Annotated in this window: 18 protein-coding genes and 1 tRNA gene; 12 read left to right on the top strand and 7 right to left on the bottom strand. The window is 48.6% G+C overall.

Annotation, left to right across the window (positions count from 1 at the left end):
- Positions 1-5: 5 nt before the first annotated feature.
- A complete protein-coding gene (locus DHU66_RS07235) occupies positions 6-1,664 on the top strand; it encodes a nucleoside kinase (protein ID WP_108775190.1) in 1,659 nt (552 codons plus the stop codon).
- Between the two features lie 50 nt (positions 1,665-1,714).
- The gene (locus tag DHU66_RS07230) at positions 1,715-4,165 is read left to right on the top strand and encodes a PRD domain-containing protein (RefSeq protein WP_108775189.1); all 2,451 of its coding nucleotides are present in this window, start codon (positions 1,715-1,717) and stop codon (positions 4,163-4,165) included.
- Between the two features lie 7 nt (positions 4,166-4,172).
- Here the strand turns inward: DHU66_RS07230 and DHU66_RS07225 are convergent, their stop codons facing one another.
- The 3 genes from DHU66_RS07225 to DHU66_RS07215 all read right to left on the bottom strand — a co-directional run bounded on the left by DHU66_RS07225 (position 4,173) and on the right by DHU66_RS07215 (position 5,878).
- Positions 4,173-4,397 (bottom strand): hypothetical protein, encoded by a 225-nt coding sequence (locus DHU66_RS07225; protein ID WP_108775188.1) that lies wholly within the window; start codon positions 4,395-4,397, stop codon positions 4,173-4,175.
- 83 nt (positions 4,398-4,480) lie between these two features.
- Positions 4,481-5,533 carry an IS1595 family transposase gene (locus DHU66_RS07220; RefSeq protein WP_108773885.1) on the bottom strand — a complete coding sequence of 351 codons (1,053 nt, stop codon included), beginning with the start codon at positions 5,531-5,533 and terminating at the stop codon, positions 4,481-4,483.
- A gap of 69 nt (positions 5,534-5,602) precedes the next feature.
- Entirely contained in the window at positions 5,603-5,878 is a 276-nt protein-coding gene (locus DHU66_RS07215; protein WP_167836311.1) for a DUF3284 domain-containing protein, read from the bottom strand.
- 228 nt (positions 5,879-6,106) lie between these two features.
- Between DHU66_RS07215 and DHU66_RS07210 the strand changes: the two genes are divergently transcribed.
- The 4 genes from DHU66_RS07210 to DHU66_RS07195 are packed head-to-tail and all read left to right on the top strand — an operon-like array spanning position 6,107 to position 9,540.
- Positions 6,107-6,445: a PTS sugar transporter subunit IIB gene (locus tag DHU66_RS07210; protein WP_108775186.1), complete on the top strand. Its 339-nt coding sequence runs from the start codon at positions 6,107-6,109 to the stop codon at positions 6,443-6,445.
- Complete coding sequence (locus DHU66_RS07205) at positions 6,442-7,773, top strand: PTS sugar transporter subunit IIC (protein ID WP_245309440.1); 1,332 nt, start codon at positions 6,442-6,444, stop codon at positions 7,771-7,773. Before DHU66_RS07210 ends, DHU66_RS07205 begins: the two co-directional genes overlap by 4 nt.
- On the top strand, positions 7,773-9,251 hold the full coding sequence (locus tag DHU66_RS07200) for a glycoside hydrolase family 1 protein (protein ID WP_108775184.1): 1,479 nt from the start codon (positions 7,773-7,775) through the stop codon (positions 9,249-9,251). The genes DHU66_RS07205 and DHU66_RS07200 overlap by 1 nt, the downstream gene beginning before the upstream one ends.
- Positions 9,232-9,540, top strand: coding sequence for a PTS lactose/cellobiose transporter subunit IIA (locus DHU66_RS07195; RefSeq protein WP_108775183.1), 309 nt, complete (start codon positions 9,232-9,234; stop codon positions 9,538-9,540). Before DHU66_RS07200 ends, DHU66_RS07195 begins: the two co-directional genes overlap by 20 nt.
- Positions 9,541-9,571: 31 nt before the next feature.
- Here DHU66_RS07195 and DHU66_RS07190 read toward each other — a convergent pair whose 3' ends face one another.
- From DHU66_RS07190 to DHU66_RS07180, 3 genes are all read right to left on the bottom strand, one after another.
- Positions 9,572-10,432 carry a PPK2 family polyphosphate kinase gene (locus DHU66_RS07190; protein WP_108775182.1) on the bottom strand — a complete coding sequence of 287 codons (861 nt, stop codon included), beginning with the start codon at positions 10,430-10,432 and terminating at the stop codon, positions 9,572-9,574.
- Between the two features lie 22 nt (positions 10,433-10,454).
- The gene (locus DHU66_RS07185; RefSeq protein ID WP_108775181.1) at positions 10,455-10,949 is read right to left on the bottom strand and encodes a VanZ family protein; all 495 of its coding nucleotides are present in this window, start codon (positions 10,947-10,949) and stop codon (positions 10,455-10,457) included.
- A gap of 76 nt (positions 10,950-11,025) precedes the next feature.
- Positions 11,026-11,099, bottom strand: a tRNA-Pro gene (locus tag DHU66_RS07180).
- A 231-nt stretch (positions 11,100-11,330) separates the two neighbouring features.
- On the opposite strand from DHU66_RS07180, the gene DHU66_RS07175 reads away from it, so the two are divergent.
- The 3 genes from DHU66_RS07175 to DHU66_RS07165 all read left to right on the top strand — a co-directional run bounded on the left by DHU66_RS07175 (position 11,331) and on the right by DHU66_RS07165 (position 15,004).
- Positions 11,331-12,341 carry a sigma-70 family RNA polymerase sigma factor gene (locus DHU66_RS07175; RefSeq protein WP_108775180.1) on the top strand — a complete coding sequence of 337 codons (1,011 nt, stop codon included), beginning with the start codon at positions 11,331-11,333 and terminating at the stop codon, positions 12,339-12,341.
- Positions 12,342-12,513: 172 nt separating this feature from the next.
- Positions 12,514-14,133 (top strand): transposase, encoded by a 1,620-nt coding sequence (locus tag DHU66_RS07170; RefSeq protein ID WP_167836310.1) that lies wholly within the window; start codon positions 12,514-12,516, stop codon positions 14,131-14,133.
- A gap of 217 nt (positions 14,134-14,350) precedes the next feature.
- On the top strand, positions 14,351-15,004 hold the full coding sequence (locus DHU66_RS07165) for a phosphatase PAP2 family protein (RefSeq protein ID WP_135358327.1): 654 nt from the start codon (positions 14,351-14,353) through the stop codon (positions 15,002-15,004).
- Between the two features lies 1 nt (position 15,005).
- On the opposite strand, the gene DHU66_RS07160 is transcribed toward DHU66_RS07165, so the two are convergent.
- Complete coding sequence (locus DHU66_RS07160; RefSeq protein ID WP_108775177.1) at positions 15,006-16,361, bottom strand: FAD-dependent oxidoreductase; 1,356 nt, start codon at positions 16,359-16,361, stop codon at positions 15,006-15,008.
- A gap of 136 nt (positions 16,362-16,497) precedes the next feature.
- On the opposite strand from DHU66_RS07160, the gene DHU66_RS07155 reads away from it, so the two are divergent.
- Genes DHU66_RS07155 through DHU66_RS07145 form a run of 3 tightly spaced genes read left to right on the top strand, consistent with a single transcriptional unit; the run spans position 16,498 to position 18,753 of the window.
- A complete protein-coding gene (locus DHU66_RS07155; protein ID WP_167836309.1) occupies positions 16,498-17,790 on the top strand; it encodes a class I adenylate-forming enzyme family protein in 1,293 nt (430 codons plus the stop codon).
- Positions 17,790-18,044 carry an acyl carrier protein gene (locus DHU66_RS07150; RefSeq protein ID WP_108775175.1) on the top strand — a complete coding sequence of 85 codons (255 nt, stop codon included), beginning with the start codon at positions 17,790-17,792 and terminating at the stop codon, positions 18,042-18,044. Before DHU66_RS07155 ends, DHU66_RS07150 begins: the two co-directional genes overlap by 1 nt.
- Entirely contained in the window at positions 18,037-18,753 is a 717-nt protein-coding gene (locus DHU66_RS07145; RefSeq protein ID WP_108775174.1) for an acyl-ACP thioesterase domain-containing protein, read from the top strand. The genes DHU66_RS07150 and DHU66_RS07145 overlap by 8 nt, the downstream gene beginning before the upstream one ends.
- The last annotated feature ends 2 nt before the right edge of the window (positions 18,754-18,755 follow it).

Genomic DNA, 18,755 nt, shown 5'->3' with positions numbered 1-18,755 from the left:
ATAGAATGATTGATTTGTTTTTGAAGGATCCGGATGGTCAGGAGCATTACCTGCAGGTAAAGGAAGGTACCAGTGTGCCTGAGGTGATTGCCATGGGAAACTATCCCCATGCCATCCTTTCCTGCCGGATCAATAATGTCAATATGCGTCTGGATACTGTGCTGACAAAGAGCTGTCATCTGGACCTGCTGGATCTGCGGGATAACTATGCCAACATGTCCTTCCAGTCTTCTCTGATTTTCCTGTATATGGAGGCAGTGCACAGAGTGCTTGGCAGAGAAGCCCATATTACGGTGCTGAATTCTTTGAGCAAAGGTTTGTATACAACGGTCAGGGCAACGCTGAACAGTGATGATACTGCCAGAATTGAACAGGTGATGCATGATCTTGTGCGGCAGGATCTGCCGTTTCAGGAAGAGAAGCTGACAAGGCAGGAGATGATGGATCATCTGAAGCAATTGCCGCATTCACAGGGAAGGCGGCTGCGTCTGATGCAGACAAGTGACTCTCTGGAGAGTGCCAGCCTGTGCCGGTTTGCCGGCTGTGAAGATCTGTTCTATGTGCATCTGCTTCCCTCAAGCCGCTATTGCGAGCCATTTTCGCTGAAGAGGTACCGCAATGGCATTCTGCTGCAGTTTCCATTGCAGTCTGATCCGGACCACATTGCACCATTTGTGGAGCAGAAGCTGCTGTATGATGCCTTTGCTGAGGAAACGCATTGGGAACATCTGCTGTCGATTGATTATGCCGGGGATCTCAATGCATGCATGAAGGGGGACTATCAGGAAGTTGTCATGCTTTCAGAAGCCCTGCATGAAAAGAAGATTGGTGAAATTGCCCAGCGCATAGCGCAGCAGAAAAAGAGGATGGTGCTGATTGCCGGTCCTTCTTCCTCTGGCAAGACTTCCTTTGCCCGCCGTCTGTGCATTCAGCTGCGGGTGTGCGGTCTGCATCCTTTGTATCTTGGCACCGATGATTATTTTAAAAACAGGGACGAGCTGATTCCGGATGAAAATGGCAATCTGGATTTTGAATCGCTGGATGCTGTGGATACGGATCTGTTTACAGCGCAGATGAATGATCTGCTGGCGGGAAAGAAAGTGGATCTGCCGACTTTTGACTTTATTACGGGAAAGAAGGTCTATGGACGCCGCATCACTTCGATTGAAAGCAGCCAGCCGATTGTGATGGAGGGCATTCATGGCCTGAATCCGGCTCTGACAGGGGGAATTGCGGATGATGAAAAGTTCCGCATCTATATTTCGCCGCTGACATCCATCTCGATTGATCCTCACCACCGGGTGCCGACGACGGACGCCCGCATGCTGAGAAGGATTGTGCGGGATGCCAGAACGCGCAATCGTTCCGCTGCGCTGACACTGCATGACTGGGCAAGTGTGCGCAGGGGCGAGGAGAAGTGGATCTTTCCGTATAATGATACGGCGGATGCCTTCTTTAATTCTTCGCTTGTCTATGAGATTGCGGCGCTGAAGAAATATGCTGATCCGCTGCTGAGACAGATTGATCCCAGCAGTGATCAGTATCCGGAGGCACAGAGAATGATTGAATTCCTGAAATTCTTTGCGGTGATGCCGGATGATGCCTGCATTGCCAATAATTCGATTCTGCGCGAATTTATCGGAGGTTCCATTCTGGTTGACTGACCCGGGGTGCCCGGGTTTTTCTGTGCTCCTGTTCTGGTACAATATAGGACGTGAAACGCAAGAAAGAAGAAATATTTGTCTATGTGCAGCAGAGTGTGCTGACTGGCAGGATGGATGGCATCACGACGGAACAGGTTGCTCTGGCTCTTGGCCTGCAGCGTTCCAATGTGTCCAGTGCGCTGAATGCTCTGGTGAAGGAGGGCAGACTGACCAAGACGGGACACCGTCCGGTTGCCTATGGACTGCCGGCTGACAGCCAGGACAGCACTGCTTCTGTCTTTGACAAGCTGATTGGTGCGGATACGGTTCTTGCCGGTGCGATTGAGGCCGCCCAGGCGTATCTGCTGTATCCCAGCCGGCCCGGCGCCCTGATGCTGGCTGGCCAGGATGAGACGCTGGGTTTTGCTTTTGCCCGTCTGATGTATGCCTTTGCCTGCCAGAACAGGGTGCTTTCGGATGGGACTGGATGGCAGCTGCTCAATTGTGCCCTGGTTCAGCCGGATGCGGCCAGCCTGCAGAAGGAAGTCAAAAGTGATGCGGGCATGGTGCTGGTGACGCACACAGAGGTACCTGCGCCTCAGGAGATGGCACGCCTGGTTGATGCTGCCTGCCATCAGAAGGAACGCATCTGGGTTTTCTCTGTGCCGCATGTAAAAAATGAAGACAGTGGCGCCCCGGTGATTGTGCTGCCTCCGCTTTCTGCTTTTGGCATGAAGGAACAGATGCGCATTGTGGAGATGATTCTTGCTCAGGAGGCAAAGAATACTGGATGTGATCTGGATATTTCCCGGGAAGCATTTCTGGATTTTGTGCTGTATGAGCAGAAGGAAAAGCTGCAGGTTCTGCAGCATGAGATACGCTCTGCCTGTGCGCTTGCCTATCGGCGCTGTGCTGGGCAGGAAAGACCTGTGATGCATGTTGTTGTGAATGATCTGTCTGCTGCAGTGAAGGATTACAGTGTGGCGGCAGGGCGGCAGATGCGCTCGTTGAAAGAGCTGGTTTCCGGGGATGTGCTGCAGTTTGATCATAAACTTGGATTTCTCAGTTTTGATGCCATGCGGAAGGAGATTTATCAGATCGTCAGGCAGGAGGATGAAAGGCGTCTGCCTTCCGAAAATGCAGAAATGTCTGAAACAGGGGAGCTGGCTAAGGTGGTGGATCCCCGCCTGATTCAGATGGTGTCGATCTGGCTGGAAAAGACAAAGGAGACGCTGCACCGCAGTTTTGCACCACAGGTCTTTTATGGCATCTGCCTGCATCTGAATGCCTATTCGCACAGATCTTTTCAGCCTTCGGTGCTGCCTGATGACAAACTGCAGGATGTGGTGGAAAATCATGCGGAGGAATACCAGTGTGCCTTTTCTCTTGCCAGGACGCTGTATGATGCCATTGGCCTTGAACTGAACACAAAAGAGATTGCAGATCTGGCAGAATATCTGCTTGTTCATTCCCACCAGGAGAATCATCCCGTGCTGCTGTATGCCTTTCATGGCTCTGGGGCAGCCGCTGCTCTTGCCGATGCGACCAATGCCCTGACGCATCTGCATAATGCCTATGGATTTGATATGGATCTGGACAAAGATCCCTCCCTGGCAAGGCAGCAGCTGGAACAGCTTGTACGCCGCATTGACCGTGGTGCCGGGATCGTGGCGATCTATGATATGGGTTCCTTCAGGGCCATGCTGGAGAGTATTTCTGCTGCTGTAAAAACAGTCATCCGGTGCATCTATATGCCGGTGACACTGTGGGGACTGGATCTTGCCAGAATGTGTGCGCGGACAGACAATGCGGATGATGTGTATCATGGCTTCATGCTGGAGAACAGGGAACTTCGGTCGGATCCGGAGAAGAAGCAGCAGGTTATTGTAACCCTGTGCCAGACGGGAGAAGGCGGGGCAATGGAGCTCAAACGCTATATTGACCAGTATTCACATCTTGGCATGCCGGCGATTGCCATGTCGATTGACAACAGGGAACAGCTTGCCAGAAGGATCGAAATACTGAGGCGGACATGCTGGGTTCATGCTTTTGTCGGCACATTCAATCCGCATATGTTTGGCATACCGTTTATTCCGGTATCACGTATTTTTGCCAATCCGAAGGAAGTGCTGGATCAGGTGCTGACCTTTGCGCCGGTGCGCACTAGTGGGAAAAACTATGATCAGGTATATGAATTCCTGCAGGGAGAGTTCCGTTATGCGTCCATTCCCCGGCTGAAGGAACTGCTGCCGGGAGTGGTTGATACGCTGCGGGATGACTATGGCCTGAATGATCAGCAGGAAGACGGAATCTTTATTCATATTGCCTGTGCGGTTGAGCGTATTCTTGCCGGAAAGCCGGCACCTTCGGTGGAAAAGGAACAGAAGGATAAGGTATGGCGTGCCTGCCGGGATGATCTGAATAATGTGGCAAGGATTATGCGCCGTCTGGAGAAGGGCTTCCATCTTGTGTTTGCGGATGATGATCTGGTGACTCTGGTTATCATGCTCAAGCATTTGTAAAAAGCTGTCAGGAATTATTTTTCCCTGACAGCTTTTCTGAAAGATGCTTCATTGTTCTGGTGCCGGGCATCGGCTTTGGTTCGGGAAGATGGTTCTTTTCCCGCAGCAGATCCTCATACATGCTGCCAAGGACCCTGGCCATGCGGGAATGCCAGGCAAAGGAATAGAAGCTGCGTTTCAGAGCTGACATGCCTTCCTTTTTCTGGTCATAGGCGCTGATGGCGGCTGTCATCGTGACTTCCAGGCGGCCGTCTTTTTCTTTTGTGGAACGCTATTTTCAAAGATTTAGTTGATGAGGCTGTAAACACCAAAATATCATGAGCTATATGCCTCATAGAGGTTAATTGGCATTTTAAGCTTTGGGATCTCCGCACAGGTAAATGGAATCTGTTCAAACATTGTTTCCATGTATGCTTCTGATTTCCATTTGCGCATGTCCAGCCTGTACTTTAAATATTTCTTCATGACGATCCAATTCAAATAACCCTGGAGATGTCTTGTGCTGATACCATGTTTCTGCCTGATCATGTTTTTTAGCTCAGAGTGAAGCTCGTTTACTTCAGATACTGTATTGCCCTTTGGTGTTAAATAACCGTTAGATGGAATAATGTCACTGTTGAAGTGATTATCGCCCACGAAAGTTTGAATGCTATGGCTGTCATCACTGATAATTGTTGAATGCGCTGCGAAGTGAGAGCTGTATTGATTCAGAATTTCTGCACTCTCTCTGCCTAATCCTCCAATTTTAAAGAGAATATTGTCATGCTCATCAATAGCTGTTACCAGGCAGATCTTGTGATGGCTGGTGCCAGGTAAAGCACGCTTGGTTGAATGACGGCGATGCTTTCCACGCTGTTTGCTGAATCTTGGCATTTTATCCTTCCTGGTCCCTTTCAGGTTGATTTTGGTATAAGTAGGATCCAATTCAACATTTCCACTTAAGACCACATTATTCTGAATCTTTGCTGCAGCCTGATATAACTTGTGACGCATGTTGAAGCAGGTAGTAACTGATAAGCCTGTAGCTACACTCTGCTGAGTCAGAGTCATTCCGTTAAGCTCGCCAGAGATAAAAGTAGTCCAGATATCAAAGCTTGTTCTGGAATGAGTAAACATCGTACCTGTTGTTGCCATAAAAACAGATTTGCATTTTTTACATCTGTATTTCTGACGATTATGTGGGTTAAAGCCATTCTTAACAAAGTGAGTTGAACCACAATGAGGACATTTCTCAACATGCAAAGAGAGATTCTCGTAATTTGTTGTCGTACAGTTTACTTTCTCTCTGAATAGCTTTTCTAAACCAACACGAATGAATTCAATTTCGACAGGAGATAAAGAATTCAGGAAATTCTGATTAACGAGCATATCATCACCTCAACTGAAGTCATGATAAGTTATAGATATTAACTTGATGTACTTGTTCGGGTACATCAACTATTTATTTGAAAATAGCGTTGTGGAAAATGTATTCGTCATGGTTTCCTGCAGACTGCGGGCAGTCACCTGATAGATTTTTCCGCGCTGATAATCATCAATAACAATGACAGTGTCTGCGCCGCCGTCAGCACCTTTGCGACGGTACCGGAAGCCGCTGAAGTCCTGTGCTTTAACCGTTCTGCCGGTATTCTGCCGGATTTCTTCTGCGATCTTCTTTTCCAGATAATCATAGAAAGCATCACTGCTGATATCCCATGTTCTGATCAGTTTCATAGGGCTATTGTAATGTGCCTGCCAAAGATTTGCCAGACCTGTACAATTGCACAAAAGCATTTGCAGCGATACGGAATCGCAGATGAATATACACAAATGTGGTAAAACGTTACAATTTTTATACACTTTCCGCAAATGAGGCGGAAATCAGGCAAAAAACGGATGAAATACACAGACTAAGTGTATAAATAAATATTTTCAGACATACGCAGGGAGGTTGATACAGAAATGGAAGCGAATACAATACACACTGTGAATGGGGGCAATGTGCCTGTGAAGATCATGATTCTGTGCGCGGCTGGAATGTCATCCGGACTGCTGGTGAAAAAGATGAATCAGTACAGTGAGAGCCATGGATTAAACTGGACGATTCAGGCGGAAACAGTGTTTGTGTATGACAGCCGGCAGCGTGTGGATGCTGTGCTGATTGCGCCGCAGGTTGGCTATAAGCTGCAGGATGTCAGGCGTCAGTCTGGTGTTCCTTGTGCGGTGCTGGATGCCTTTGATTATGCGACAGGAAATTGTTCTCATATTGCAGATCTGGTCCGTCAGATGACGGATCAATGAAAGGGGTAACTATGGACGGTTTCTTTAATTCCAAATTCATGCAGGGACTGCAGAATGGCGGCCAGAAGCTGGCAACCAATCCGTTTGTTTCTGCACTGCAGTCAGCAATGATGTCAATGATGGCTCCAATTATGGTTGGCGCAATCTTCACAATCATTGATGCTGTATGCTGCAATCTTTTCCATCTGTGGACAGCAGACTCCACGATCTATCTGACTATCTACAAGCCTTATGAATTTACCATGAATACGATTTCCATCTGGCTTGTCTTCCTGCTTGGCTACAACTATGCCAAAAACTGCGGCCTCAAGTCACCGGTCATGTCCGGTATTGACAGTGCGGTTGTTTTCCTGATCGTCGCTTCTTCTGTTTCTGTAACAGAAGCCGGCGTATCCGTGATGGATATGACCTATCTTGGCGCGCAGGGCATGTTTATCGGCTTCCTGATCTGCTGGGTTACGATCCGGGTGGAAAAGTTCTGCGTGGATCACAATGTCCGCATCAAGATGCCGGATGTATGTCCGCCTGCCCTGGTCAATGGCTTCTCTGCCATTCTCCCGCTGCTGTTTGCCGTTGTTCCGTGTTACCTTGTTGATATCATCATCCGCGCTGTATCGGGTGGATCACTTGGTCTGTGCGCAGGATTCATGTTTATTCTGTCTTACCCGCTGAATGCGCTGATTTCTGTGCCTGGCATGATTGTTCTCGGCATTCTTGCCGGTCTGATGTGGCTGTTTGGCATCCATGGCACAATGATTCTTGTCTCAGTACTGATGGCACCGATGATTCAGGCAATCGCTGCCAATGAAGCACTGTTTGCGGCAGGCACAAAGCTGACGTTTGCCAATGGCTTCAATGCGTCCTTCCTGTTTGGGTGCATGGCTGTCTGCGGCGGTACCGGCAATACATGGCCGGCTGTCATCTGGGGCACGCGCCGGGCAAAGTCAAAGCAGATTCAGGCTGTTTCAAAGATCGCTCTTGTGCCGGGCTGGTTTGGCATCAATGAGCCGGTTACCTTCGGCTTCCCGGTTATGTATAACCCGGTGCTTGGCATTCCGTATGTACTGACCATTCCGGTCAATATGCTGATTACATACTTCCTTGGCTGGCGTACAGGCTTCCTTGTTCCAAGCCACATTGCCATCATGTCGCTGCTGCCGATGGGCTTTGGCGGCTTCCTGGGATCACTGAGCTGGCATAACTTTGTCTGGGATTACATTATGCTGATCCCGGATGCGCTGATCTGGATTCCGTTTATGAAGGTGTATGACAAACAGCTGTATGAGCAGGAGCAGAAGGCTGCCGAGGAAGAGAAGGTGGCTGCGTGATGAAGTTTCCGAAGGATTTTCTTTGGGGCGGTGCTACTGCTGCCAATCAGTATGAGGGTGCCTGGAATGAGGATGGCAAAGGCCCCAATACATCAGATGTGATTACCAATGGCTCCCATACGACGCCGCGGCGCATTACCTGGCGTAAGCCGGATGGTGAAACCGGCAGTATTCCGATGGCTTTTGGCGGCAGTATGGAGTTCCCGCAGGGGGCAGAGCCGGCAGTTGTTGATGGCGAATATTATCCGAGTCATACAGCTACGGACTTCTATCATCATTACAAGGAAGATATTGCCCTGATGGGGGAAATGGGCTTCAAGTGTTTCCGCCTGTCCATGAACTGGGCACGCATCTATCCCAATGGGGATGATGAACAGCCCAATGAAGCTGGTCTGCGCTTCTATGATGATGTGTTTGATGAGTGCAAAAAGTACGGTATTGAGCCGCTTGTTACGCTGAGCCATTATGAGACGCCGCTGCATCTTGCCATTGCGTACAACGGCTGGACGGATCGCCGTCTGGTGGATTTCTATGTCCGCTATGCAACGACAGTCATGAAGCGTTATAAGGGCAAGGTGAAGTACTATCTGACTTTCAATGAGATCAACTGCATGGATATGATGCCCTTCATGGCAGGCGGCATCATGACGGGGGATGCGCAGTCCCGTGCCCAGGGTGCCCACAATCAGTTTGTGGCAAGCGCCCTGACGGTAAAGGCTGCCCATGAAATTGATCCGGAGATTAAGGTCGGACAGATGCTGGCTTATCAGCCAACCTATGCTTACACGTGTGATCCTGCGGATCAGCTGAAAGTGATGGAAATGCAGCATAATACGCTGTTCTATGCGGATGTACAGACCGGCGGTGCATATCCGGCATGGCGTTTGAAGCAGTATGAGCGTGAAGGCGTCAAAGTACAGATGGAACCTGGTGATCTGCAGCTTCTGAAGGATTACAGTGCAGACTTCCTGAGCTTCTCCTGCTACGGCTCTTCAACAGTATCTACCCACAAGGAAGCGGCAGGCTCTGGCAATATGATGCCTGGTGCAGTGAAAAATCCGTATCTGGAAAGCAATGCCTGGGGATGGGAAACGGATCCTGACTGCCTGCGAATTGCCCTGAATACGCTGTATGACCGCTATCACAAGCCTTTGTGGGTTGTGGAGAACGGCATTGGCTGGAATGATGTCAAAGAGGCAGATGGTTCCGTGCATGACAGCTACCGGATTGATTATCTGCGCAAGAATATCGCATCCATGCGTGATGCGGTATGCCTGGATGGCATTCCGCTGATGGGTTATACCATGTGGGGATGCATTGATCTTGTTTCGGCAGGAACTGGCGAAATGAGAAAGCGCTACGGCTTTGTCTATGTCGATCGTGATGACAAGGGACAGGGCACTCTGGCCAGAAGTAAGAAAGATTCGTTTGGCTGGTATCAGAAAGTGATTGCCAGCGATGGCGAAGATCTCGACTGACTCGATTTCAGAGCTGACTGCGCTTCTGCATGAAGCCAGGCAGTTATGTCTGGCTTCGATCGATGCCAGCCTGGCCGGTAAGTATGAACATGCACAAAAGCTGCTGGATGATGGCATGCGGCAGTTTGTACAGGCACACCGTATCCATGCGGCGATGCTGGCAAGTGAGGATCAGGATGTGGATCTTTCCGTTGTGCATGCGGAAGATCTGCTCATGAGTGCAGAACTGTTTACAGTGATGGCTGCCCGTTTTATCAAAGCTGCTGAAAAAGGAAAAGTCTCGATGTGATCACTTCACACCGAGGCTTTTTTGACGTGATTCAGATTTCCTGTTCGAGCTCTTTGCGGTAACGGGCAAATTCTGCTTCCCGTTCTTTGGTGACCTTTGGATACTGCGGATCCATATCCCTGAGTGTTTTCAGAATGATCTCAGAGACGAGGTATCGCATATACCATTTGTGGTCTGCTGGGATGACATACCATGGGCATTCCTTTGTGGCTGTGGCATTGATGGCATCCTCGAAGGCTTTCTGGTAGGCGTCCCAGTACTGACGTTCACTGTAGTCACCTGCGGAGAACTTCCAGTTCTTCTCCGGTTCATCCAGCCGTGCCAGGAAGCGTTTTGCCTGCTCTTCTTTGGAGATATGCAGGAAGAATTTGACGGTGCGTACACTGTTGCGGTACAGGTATTTCTCAAAGTGGCAGATGTCTTCATACCGGTCTTTGATGACGTCGTCATTCTTGATTCTGTCGGCATGGGCCTGGGTTTCATACAGTTTCTTGACTTTGCCAATCAGGACATCCTCATACTGAGAACGGTTGAAGATGGCAATTTCACCTTTGGCAGGCACCTGCTGCTCTACACGCCACAGGAAGTCATGGGCGAGTTCATTGGAAGAAGGCTGCTTGAAGGCTGCCTCAAAGACACCATGGGGTGACAGACACTGCAGGACTGCACGGATCGTGCCATCCTTGCCGGCGGCGTCCATGGCCTGAAACAGGAAGATGACGCCTTCTTTCTTTTCGGCATACAGTTTCTGTTGGAGTTCATCGATTTTCTTGTTGTTTTGATCCAGTTTCTGTGCGGCTTCTTCCTTGTCTTTGCACATGTGGGTTTCACTGGTGGAAGCCTCATTGATCCTGAATGTCTTACTGCCGTCAAAGCAATATTGCGATAGCATTTGGTTCACATCCTTTCACTGCTCATGATAGCACGTTATGTGCATCGAGAAAGCGGTGAAAAGCACGATAGAGCAGACAGCCAAGCAGGGCGCCAAAGGTATTGGTGATCAGATCGGTGATGTCGCATACTCTGTTAATGGTGATCCATGGCTGCAGGACTTCAATGGCAAAGGAGATTGCGGCACAGGTCAATGTTGTGGAAAGAATGGATTTTCTGCGGTGCCATGCCATGAAGAAGCCCATGGGCATAAACAGGAGAATATTGAGGATGATCTGGCGGTGATAGTCTCCATAGGCAAAGAAATAGTCACGGAAGGGGATGAGGTTGATGCTGGGGGCATCGAAGGTTGGAATGATCGGGGCAAGGGTGCCGTAGAAGACGATGCAGAGATAAAGGTAATAGATGGATTTGAGAAGAATATTCTTTTTCGGCTGCCCTTTCAGTCGGGGCAGAAAGAAAAAAAGGTAGAGACCCAGCAGGATCAGGCAGTCGATGTATTTGACAGCAGTGTACATAGCAGCCTCGATTCTATTCCGTTTGCAGTGTACTTGCAAAAGAAAAAGGAAAGTTCTGTTTGAACTTTCCTTCAGGTCGGGATTACGGGATTCGAACCCATGACCTCTTCGTCCCGAACGAAGCGCGCTACCAAACTGCGCTAAATCCCGATCGCGCCATTCATTATACCAAGGGAATTTATAAAAAGCTACTATGAATTTGAAATTTGCTTTTGGCGCGATGAATGCGGTTACAGCCAAATATGTGTAAAATTCAGGGTTTTATGCATTTACAACGTTTGGAAAATCATTATACTACTACAGGATGCGATAAAAATGGATCGCAATAGGATTAACCAAGGGAAGCGCTGCCTCCCTTTTTGAAACGAGGACGATGCTGTGATGGATGAAGAAAAGAACGAAAACGAAGAAGCGGAAGTTGAAGACGAGGATCTGAATTTTGATGAGGATGATGCTCAGGAAGATGAAGATCTGAACGATGGTGAAGATGTCAGTGAGGATGATGGGCAGCAGCTGGATCTGGAGAGTTCAAGTGCGGATATCACACTGAACAGTACGGATGCGGTGCACAATTATCTGAAGCGGATTGGTACGATTCCTCTGTTGACGCCGGAGCAGGAGCAGGATCTTGCGATTAAGGCGGCTAATGGGGATGAGGCTGCCCGTGATATGCTGGTGACATCGAATCTGCGTCTGGTGGTTTCGGTTGCCAAGCGTTACAGTGGTTTTAATATGTCGTTCATGGATCTGATCCAGGAGGGCAATATCGGCCTGATGAAGGCTGTCTCCAAGTTTGATTATACGAAGGGTTTCAAGCTTTCTACGTATGCGACATGGTGGATCCGCCAGGCCATTACCCGTGCCATTGCGGACCATTCCCGCAATATCCGTATTCCGGTGCATGTCAATGAGACACTGCATAAGATTCATAAGACGAGAAGACAGCTGTCCCAGGAACTGGGACGTGAGCCTTCTCTGGAAGAGATTGCCGCCAAGATGGATGATATGACCGCAGAGAAGATTGCTGAGATTGAGAAGATGGCAAGTGATACTGTATCTCTGGAAACCCCGATTGGTGAGGAGAATGATACTTCTCTTGGTGATCTGATCCGGGATGAACATACGATGACACCGTCTCAGTATGCGGAGGCCAATGCCCTGCATGATCAGATTTTCATGTTGCTGGATACATTGACAGACCGTGAAAAGACGGTGCTGATCAAGCGGTTTGGCCTGGATGGCAATGAGCCGATGACGCTGGAAGAGGTTGGACGTGAGATGGATGTGACAAGAGAGCGCATCCGTCAGATTGAGAAGAAGGGCCTGACCAAGCTCAAGCATGCGACCAGATCCCGTCATCTGCAGCCGTTCATGGATTCTGCGGACGCTTAAAAGACAGAGGGGCTGTAACAGTTGAGTAAGCTGTTACAGCTCATTTTTTTGCGCTTGCACATATTTTCGCTGTATATCTATCAGTGCAAACCAGAAGCCGATTTATTCATGTGAAAAATATGAAAAATATCCATATATTATCATTGATATATTATATGCGTGCATGTATAATATGAGTATGAAAAATGCTGATCTCGTTTTTGCAGGACACGATCAGCGCTCTTATTATAACGCTGTTCAGCTGGCCCTGCCACTTAGCACAATGATTCGTGTACCTCATTCTGATATGCTGTTCTCTTTTCTGGATGCGGTGAAGGAAGTTAATTTCAATCGCTTTGTTAAACCGATCCGTTCAAATAACACGCATAGTCACTCCCGAGGAATGCTCGTCAAAGTTCTTCTGTTTGCTTACATGAACCGTATTTTTTCCCTGACTGATATTGTCCAGCACTGCCGTACGGATATCAGATTTATCTATCTGTCCAATTGGGAAGCACCAAGCAAAATGGCGTTCTCACGTGTTATGAATCAGCTGACGGTATCTATTGATGATATTATGAAAGAGTTGAATCTGAAGCTGATTGATCAGACAGGTATTGATCCAAACACGCAGTTTGTGGATGGAACAAAGATTGAGGCAAATGCTCATAAAAATTCTTTTGTGTACAAGCGGAGAATTCTGAATGCACGCAACAATCTGTACAGAGACCTTTCCAAGGCGATCAGCTCTTTGAATCTGTCTTACAAATACCAATATGAGATAAAAGACCGTTATAACGCATTAGAAATCTGGAATATTGTTCAGAAGCTGATGGATGTGATGGTTGCCGATAACATTGAACTCCAGTATGGAAAGGGTCATCGCAAATCCGATATTCAAAAGCGGTATGATGTGCTTCTGGACTATGCGATTCGTCTTACCACATATGAGTACTGGCTGTCTGTCATGGGCAGCAGGAACAGTTGCTCAAAGACTGACCATGATGCGACATTTATGGCTACCAAGTGGGATTACTACAATCGCTCCGGTATAACAAGACCATGCTATAACTGCCAGATTGCTGTATCTGGTGGATTGATCATTAACAGTGATATTTATCAGACACCGGGTGATACCGTCACCTGGATCCCGTTCATGGAGAGATTCCATACGCTGTATGGATTCTACCCGAAGAAACCAGTCGCTGATGCCGGATATGGAGGATATGACAACTACCTGTATAACATCAGCCACGGTATCGATCTCGTCCAGAAATTTAACATGTATGGAAAAGAGCACGATAAAGTTTTTCAAAAGAGAAATCCGTACAATCTTGTTAATTGGAAAAAGAACGAACATGGGTACCGGATCTGCCCGAATGGGAGAACATTTGACCAATATGAAGGGGACATCTATGCCTCTACCCGGGCAGGCAATCTATCCATAACGCAGAAATATACAGAGCCAAAACATTGCGAAGGTTGTCCGCTGAAAGAAAAATGCCTTATGAAAACAAACAAGAAAGGCTACAAGGAAGTAGGACTTAATGTCGTTGGAGAAGAGCTGAAAGCAGAAGCCAGAAAACAACTGGATACAGAACATGGTATAAAGCTGAAGGTAATGCGCAGCGAACAGGCAGAAGGAGCTTTTGCAGCAATCAAAGAAGATATGGGATTTGACCGTTTCCACAGAAGAGGATTGAAAACCGTGAAAATGGAATTTCTTATGGTATGTCTGGGATATAATCTGCGTAAATACCATAGCTGGAGACTCCGACGAATGGCTGCAGTTCCTCAGAATATGATGAGCTGATCAGAAAATAGAGCAAAAAATGATCTGAAATATAAGAAAAGGCAAAGAACTGTTTTAATAATGCTTTGATATAAACCATTCATGCATAGAAATGACTCTGTTGAATAAGTCTTGGTAAAGATAATACAAAAGAAAACAAAAAAGGCCCATAACAGAGCTAATTCATTAGCAACTGTTACAGGCCCTTTTTCTTTTGGTGCTGTGCTACAATCCTGTCATGCGCGAAAAGCTGGCAAAACATCCGATCCTGGTCAATCTGGCTCTCTGGGGCTTCTATTACTTCTGCTTCACCAGAGTCGAGAAATATGTCACCGTACCAAAGCTCATCATGCACTGCCGGCTGGATGATCTGATTCCGTTTGTACCGCAGATGATCTGGTTCTATGTGCTGTGGTTTCCCTATATTGCTTTGACTTTGTTCTGGTTTTTGAAGAAGGAGAAACGTTCCTCCTTCTGGCGTCTTTCTGTGTCCTGTGTCATTGCAATGATGCTTACCTTACTGTTCTATTGCCTGGTGCCAAATGGCACCGACATCCGGCCTTCTGCTGTCTCTGGAAATTCGCTGTCTCTTGCCATGATGAGAAGCATCTGGGCAGCGGATACACCCAACAATGTATTTCCCAGCATCCATGTCTTTATCTCGCTGATGATTGATGGTTACTGGCAGTCATCTCAGGCTGCGCAAAGACATCCCTGCATCAAGTGGATCTCTCATATCATTGCGCTGATGATCTGCGCGGCAACGGTGTTTGTCAAACAGCATAGTGTGCTGGATGTGCTGGGCGGCATTGCGGTGGCACGCATTGTTCTGTGTGTTGACCGTCATCTTGCCCATAAAGAAAAGGAAGGGCAGTGCCCTTCCCTGATGTGAATCAGAAGAATCTGTCGACCAGTTCGCGGGAATATTCCGCTGTTTCGTCCATATCGCCGAAAGACATCACTTCGCCGGCATAGAACGTATTGTACTTATCCTGCATGGCTTCAACTTCCTCATACCAGCCATTGCTGTAATCCTGGCTGGAAACGTGCGGGAAATAATACCAGTCTTCTTCCCTGATGACTTCTGTGGCAGGGGTGGCCATGGTTTCCAGGTCGGCAAGCACGGTCTTCTTGCATACATCATAGGGGACCTCACGCATATCCTGATGATTGCGCAGGGCATAGGTTGTCAGCGGCTGGGTATCATCATCGCGCCATCTTCTGTACAGGACCATCAGGTGGCCGAGGCGCTCTTTCACCATGTTTTCAAAGATGTAATAGGACATGACCGGCTGATGCTGGGGCTTTGTTTTGATCGCCATCACATCATATTCTTCATGGATGATCTTCCGGAAGTGTGCTGTTTCATCATCTCTGGCATCCGCATACTGAACAAACTGATCCAGCGGGGAAGTGACAATCAGCTTGTCATACTCCTCTTCCTGGCCATTGACAGTAAGATAAACTTTGCCGCCTCTTCTTTCCACCTTGGTGATGGAAGAATTCAGTCTGGCGCTGTGCTTCAGCTTGTCATTAAGATGTTCCCAGATAGACTGTGTACCGTCTTTCCATGTCCACAGATTCAGTTTGACGAAATCCATGGTCGTACGGAAATCAAGGTATTTCAGCACATAGGCAGCGGGTATTTCATCGAAGTAGCCGTAGCCGAAAGATGTGAACGGGCCGATCCAGATATCCATGACCGGTTCAATGTGGTTGAGAGCACAGAACTGTGAAAACGGCAGGCAGAGATCCTTCAGGTTTTCGTTGGTGCCGGAAACAGGCTTGCGCTCACTGGTGACTTCAAAGCCGTCGTATCTGCCCTGGGAGACACCGCGGTGTCCGTTGACATCATAGCCCTTGTACTTTGTCTCAAGAAGTTCTCCCAGTGTCTTGACGGCCTTCTTCATGGCCAGCAGGTGGGGAAGCTTCAGAGGGTTCTTTTTCGGGTTGAAAGGCTCTATTGTTCTGCCCTGTTTGTTCCGGTATTCGCGGATGAGGTTTGGTCCGTCATGGGTGATGCCGCAGAATTCCTCGACATCATGCACGGCATAGTAGGTAGGAACGCCCATGATGGCGCCCATTTCGTAGCGCCTTTCACCATAGTGAGGGGAGCTGCACTTGCCGCCGACATGATCGCTTCTTTCCAGAATGGAATAGTTTTCATATCCCTTCTGTTCGAGGTACATACCTGCTGAAAGTCCGGCAGGTCCGCCGCCAATAATAGCGATGCGAATGTTATGATCCATTGTTGTTCTCCTTACCCTTTCGGGGTTTACAAGCAATGCTTGCTAAAAAATCCACAAAGATATGTTATAGTACTTTCAGGATGGAAACAAGGACATGATCATTGAAAATGCGAATATGTCTGACATGATCAGCAAAATGTCAGGAAAAAATAGTGATTATCCTGCCTTTGTGTGTGAGGAGAACGGTGAGCGGACAGTGCATACGTACCGCTGTTTTGCCAGCGATGTGAAGAATCGTGCCGCAGTGCTGAAAGAGCAGGGACATACATGCATTGGCATTGTCTGCAGGCTGGGCTATGAAACAATTGTTGAGATTTTCGCGGCAAATCTTGCCGGTCTGCAGGTGGTGATGCTTTCTCCTGCTCTGTCCGGTGATCAGATACAGAATCTGATCATGCGAATGGATATTGACTGCCTTTATGGCCGCCAGGGACACTTTGATTTTGCCAGTGGCGTGCACGATGGCTCTGACCGGATTCTGTTCTTTACTTCCGGTACAACGTCTTCTTCACGGGCGGTTGTGCTGACCGGGACTTCGCTTGTCAAAGCTGCCTGGAATGGCTCCTGGAGTCTTCCTCTGCGGCGGGATGATATCCTGCTGTGCCTGCTGCCTCTGGATCATGTCTTTGGCTTTGTCTGCGGCATCCTGTGGGGACTTAACTGCGGATGCACGGTTGCCCTTGGCAGAGGCCGGCGGCATCTTGGGGATGACGGCATGTTTTTTCAGCCGACCGTCGTGTCGCTTGTGCCGGCCCTGTTTTCCTTCTGGCTCAGGCGCAGGCTGTTTCCTGACAGCCTGCGGCAGATTCTGATCGGAGGTGCTGCCTGTGATCCTGCTCTGATTGCAAGAGCGCGGGAAATCGGACTGAATGTTGCCTTTGGCTATGGTCTGAGTGAGACAAGCTCCGGTGCGGCAATCAGCGTGAACGAGGATCCTGCGGCGATGTCGGTATGCATTGCGGATGAGATCATGCTGGCAGATGACGGGGAGATCCTCATACGCAGCGAAGCCTGCATGATGCAGGGCTATTACAGGGATCCTGTGCATACGGCAGAGGTATTGCGGGACGGTGTGCTGCATACAGGAGACCTTGGCAGTTTTGATGGCAGGGGCAGACTGCATATCCTTGGCCGCAGGAAGGAAATGATCGTGCTGGAAGATGGCACCAAGATCTTTCTGCCGGAGTATGAAAAGATGCTTGGCGATGCCCTGGGGGATCAGGAAGTGGCTCTGGTGATGAAGAATAACCGGCTTGTGCTTGTCTATGGGGGCAGCAGGACTAAGATGGAAGTAGATGAGATTCTTGACAGGGTGATGCGGGATGTGCCGTATTCACACCGCATTCAGGATGTGGTGATGCTGGGACATACGCTGCCCCGCACGGCCAATGGCAAAGTCAGGCGTTATCTGATCATGGAGGAATTGTGATGACAAGGGAAGAAATTGTGGAAAGTGTGATTCAGGTTGTACAGCAGAATGTTCCGGAGCTTGCACAGGGGACTATGGATGCAGGTACACGGCTGAATACTGAGACAAATATGGATTCGATGGGCTTTATCCTGGTGATGACAAAGCTGGAAGGCATGTATGGGGTGAAGATTCCGGATGCGGAATGGGACAGGATTGTGTCTGTTGGTGATGCTGCGGATGCCATTCTGAGACATATGGAGTTACATGATTGAAAGAGAAATCACGTTACAGAACAAAGACGTCAACATGTTTTCCGTAATGCGTCTTTCCCGTCTGTATGAATATCTGCAGGAGGTATCGATACTGGATGCAGAACAGCTTGGGGCTGGTGAAAAGGCTACCCGGGACAGAGGAATTCTCTGGGTTGTTGTGCAGCAGCGTACAGAGATTGCAAGGCTGCCGAAGTATGGGGAACATGTCTGTATTTCCTCATGGCCGGGTACGTGTGTACATGTACTGTTTCCCCGCTATTATGAACTAAGGGATGATCATGGCAGTGTTCTTGTCAGAGGCAGTGCGCTGTGGGCACTCATGGATGCGGGCACCCGGAAGGTGATCTTTCCGGAGCGAAGGAATATTGCTGTGCCGGGAGAGGAAAGAAGCGGGCAGGCACCGCTTCCTGATCAGGTAAAGGCCCAGGATACTTTGCAGAAGCGTGTTTTTTCTGTACCTTTTTCGTGGTGTGATATGAATGGCCATATGAATAATGCGCGCTATCTGGATCTGTGTGATGATCTGCTTGTACATGCTGAGAAAGGGATTGTTCCGATGCGGATTGAATGTGAGTACCGGACGGAGGCACGGCTGCATCAGCAGATTGAAGCGGCATGGAATGAGAGTGAGAGCCATGCCTATGTGCAGCTGAATCATGAACGGTGTATCTGCCGGATTTCTCTGGACTATGCACACATTTCCCGGTAGTA

This window comes from Lactimicrobium massiliense (assembly GCF_900343155.1).
Lineage (GTDB): Bacteria > Bacillota_I > Bacilli_A > Erysipelotrichales > Erysipelotrichaceae > Bulleidia > Bulleidia massiliensis.
This window is presented reverse-complemented; position numbering and strand designations above follow the sequence as displayed.

What these genes read in the sequence shown, in the direction of transcription:
- DHU66_RS07235 (WP_108775190.1), top strand. Translation starts at nt 6, where the DNA reads ATGATTGATTTGTTTTTGAAGGATCCGGATGGTCAGGAGCATTACCTG.
- DHU66_RS07225 (WP_108775188.1), bottom strand. Translation starts at nt 4,397, where the DNA reads ATGACAGCCGCCATCAGCGCCTATGACCAGAAAAAGGAAGGCATGTCA.
- DHU66_RS07220 (WP_108773885.1), bottom strand. Translation starts at nt 5,533, where the DNA reads ATGCTCGTTAATCAGAATTTCCTGAATTCTTTATCTCCTGTCGAAATT.
- DHU66_RS07215 (WP_167836311.1), bottom strand. Translation starts at nt 5,878, where the DNA reads ATGAAACTGATCAGAACATGGGATATCAGCAGTGATGCTTTCTATGAT.
- DHU66_RS07210 (WP_108775186.1), top strand. Translation starts at nt 6,107, where the DNA reads ATGGAAGCGAATACAATACACACTGTGAATGGGGGCAATGTGCCTGTG.
- DHU66_RS07205 (WP_245309440.1), top strand. Translation starts at nt 6,442, where the DNA reads ATGAAAGGGGTAACTATGGACGGTTTCTTTAATTCCAAATTCATGCAG.
- DHU66_RS07200 (WP_108775184.1), top strand. Translation starts at nt 7,773, where the DNA reads ATGAAGTTTCCGAAGGATTTTCTTTGGGGCGGTGCTACTGCTGCCAAT.
- DHU66_RS07195 (WP_108775183.1), top strand. Translation starts at nt 9,232, where the DNA reads ATGGCGAAGATCTCGACTGACTCGATTTCAGAGCTGACTGCGCTTCTG.
- DHU66_RS07190 (WP_108775182.1), bottom strand. Translation starts at nt 10,432, where the DNA reads ATGCTATCGCAATATTGCTTTGACGGCAGTAAGACATTCAGGATCAAT.
- DHU66_RS07185 (WP_108775181.1), bottom strand. Translation starts at nt 10,949, where the DNA reads ATGTACACTGCTGTCAAATACATCGACTGCCTGATCCTGCTGGGTCTC.
- DHU66_RS07175 (WP_108775180.1), top strand. Translation starts at nt 11,331, where the DNA reads ATGGATGAAGAAAAGAACGAAAACGAAGAAGCGGAAGTTGAAGACGAG.
- DHU66_RS07170 (WP_167836310.1), top strand. Translation starts at nt 12,514, where the DNA reads ATGAGTATGAAAAATGCTGATCTCGTTTTTGCAGGACACGATCAGCGC.
- DHU66_RS07165 (WP_135358327.1), top strand. Translation starts at nt 14,351, where the DNA reads ATGCGCGAAAAGCTGGCAAAACATCCGATCCTGGTCAATCTGGCTCTC.
- DHU66_RS07160 (WP_108775177.1), bottom strand. Translation starts at nt 16,361, where the DNA reads ATGGATCATAACATTCGCATCGCTATTATTGGCGGCGGACCTGCCGGA.
- DHU66_RS07155 (WP_167836309.1), top strand. Translation starts at nt 16,498, where the DNA reads ATGTCAGGAAAAAATAGTGATTATCCTGCCTTTGTGTGTGAGGAGAAC.
- DHU66_RS07150 (WP_108775175.1), top strand. Translation starts at nt 17,790, where the DNA reads ATGACAAGGGAAGAAATTGTGGAAAGTGTGATTCAGGTTGTACAGCAG.
- DHU66_RS07145 (WP_108775174.1), top strand. Translation starts at nt 18,037, where the DNA reads ATGATTGAAAGAGAAATCACGTTACAGAACAAAGACGTCAACATGTTT.